The sequence below is a fragment of the Pseudobacteroides sp. genome, assembly GCF_036567765.1.
Classification (GTDB): domain Bacteria; phylum Bacillota; class Clostridia; order Acetivibrionales; family DSM-2933; genus Pseudobacteroides.
Window position 1 is genome coordinate 1 of the sequence record NZ_DATCTU010000101.1, and the last position, 2,335, is coordinate 2,335.

At 35.8% G+C, this 2,335-nt stretch carries 2 protein-coding genes; both read left to right on the forward strand.

Annotation, left to right across the window (positions count from 1 at the left end; genetic code table 11):
- The first annotated feature begins 526 nt into the window (after nucleotides 1-526).
- Nucleotides 527-1,900 carry an S-layer homology domain-containing protein gene (locus VIO64_RS16045; RefSeq protein WP_331920050.1) on the forward strand — a complete coding sequence of 458 codons (1,374 nt, stop codon included), beginning with the start codon at nucleotides 527-529 and terminating at the stop codon, nucleotides 1,898-1,900.
- Nucleotides 1,901-2,335, forward strand: a 435-nt coding sequence (locus VIO64_RS16050) for a hypothetical protein (protein ID WP_331920052.1), incomplete at its 3' end; no start/stop codon positions are given.

Below are 2,335 nucleotides of genomic sequence, written 5' to 3' on the forward strand. Positions count from 1 at the left end.
GTTTTTAAATTTTATAGTGTTCAGCCTTAAGAGGCTACTCTCTTTTTCTCTTGCACTACCCATTATTTTCTTATGGGTGCAAGCTATACCAGTAATGAATTTACATTGACTTTTTGCTGAAAATTTTTTGCAACACTAATGATTTAAAGTCATTAATTTATCACAAAGTGATATAATAATAAACTTATAATATTATATCACAAAAATATTATAGATTTTCAATTCTTTGCCCAGCGAAAAAATATGGAATTACCTTATGGGTGCACTATACAACATAAGAATACCAATAGATGATTTTAATGTATATTAATTTCAAAATTGTTCCGATAAATGATATAATTAAGTAGATTAACGAATAGATTTAGCATATTTAGTTATGATCAAAAAATAACTTCCGCTATAAATTTCGCTCATGTGTTGACTTAATTCGTCAATACCTGTTCAAAAGCGGAAGTGATTTTTCATTGGTGTTCTAATGTAATCCAGTCTTGATATTGTATAATAAAATTCCGGGAGGAATGGCAAAATGATGAGAAATAGGATTGTAAGGTTTGTTTCTTTATTAGTTGTATTAATATTTGCTTCAGGAAATTCAATCTGTTTTTTTGCTGCAGCTTCAACCGCTGAAACAGAGCTTAGCACCATATTTGGAGGGAAGGAACCAAATATAAAGCTAGCAGGAGAGAAGCTAAACAGTCTTGTTACATACACTACAAAAAGGTTTAAGGATATAAAGGCTGCGGACTGGTATACAAGTAACCTTTCAAAGCTTGTTGGCCTAAGAGGAATTGATGGATACAGTGATGGCACATTCAAACCCAAAAACTCAATTAAGACTGCCGAGTTTATTAAGCTTTTGCTTGCAGCAGCAGGCTATAAACAGGAGCTTCATAAGGATGTTTGGTATAAAAATTATGTTGATAAGGCCAAAGAGCTTGGTGTTATAGAGGATGGGGACGGCTACAACTATGACGGCAGCATGGCACGTATGGACATGGCAAAGATGATTTTGAGACTTTTAAAGCTTGATCCAAAGGCTGCCTCAACTCCTGTTTTTACAGATGTAGCAGGAATTGATACAAAATGGATAGATACGGCTTTCAGTGAATATCTCATTAGAGGTTACTACAGCAAGAAACTCAGGACATTTAAGCCAACCCAGACTGCCACAAGGGCTGAGGTAACAGAGATGATTGTGAGAGTGCTTGAGTTCAGGGATGATCCTAACGAGTACAGGATTAAGATGAAGGCGTATTATAAGGAAATTGAGAGGCAGCAGGATTTGGCGGATGGAACTTATGTTATGCCTCCGTTGGCAGCAGAACAGAGGGCAAGGCTTAATGGGTATCCTGAGAATCAGAAGGTTGATACCAGCGTAATGAAGGGGCATTATATGTCAAATAAGGATGTTGTGAAGGCTTTTACCAAAGAATATCTTATGGATTTGATTCGGAAGGCCAAAGGGTATATAGAGGCATTTAATAATGTTGATTATCGCATTGTTGATTTGACGTTTAAAAATGAAGTAAAAAAATATTTAGCAAGCGGATATGAATATATTGGGAAAAGTGGTGAAAAAATTATACCAGAAACTGAGTTGGACAAATTTGTAAAAACAGCCACTGAAGACAAAGCAGTAGTTGTAGGAAGATACATTACTGATACATCTATGATATATATATGTGATGATGGTAGGGTTCGAATAAAAGGGGTACTTCTCTGGTGTATAAAAGAAAACAATAGGCCTAATAAATTATCTGTTAATGTAGGCAAATGGTATGAAGATGATGTGGAGATTGAACTAGCAAAGTGGAACAGATCCGAGCAGGAAATGTTTAGTAAAATAGTTAATTTAAAAATAAATCAGCTGACTAATAATAAAATAGAGGAGGAGTTGTAAGTGAGAAAATTAATGATAGCGGTAGTGTTTATATTAGTAATTTCTCACCCAATTTATGCTTCGTATATAGAGGAAACAGATACTGATTCAGAGAGCGGTAAAAAAAGCTCTTGGATCACCACCAACCCCTTCATCGACTTCCAAGATGAGACAAGCACCCAGGTAATAAAAGAAAAAGCCAGAAATAGCGATTACTGGTACAGTACAGACTACTTCGAAATATCCCTCATAGGCACTAACCAGAAAATAACCATTCCCAGTGCCAACATAATGTCGGAAAACAGGGATGAAGCCATGGTAACCACCACCTTCAAAACCAACTGGGAAAAGGATGTAATCCCCAGGTTCAACACACAAAATATATCAGGTTCCCTGAATTTTAAAATAGATGCCGTTATAAGAATGAATGCCAAAAACAAGCTGCCGTCCTATTGC

Excerpts from the sequence above, each read along its gene's own strand:
- VIO64_RS16045 (WP_331920050.1), top strand. The coding sequence starts at position 527 with ATGATGAGAAATAGGATTGTAAGGTTTGTTTCTTTATTAGTTGTATTA.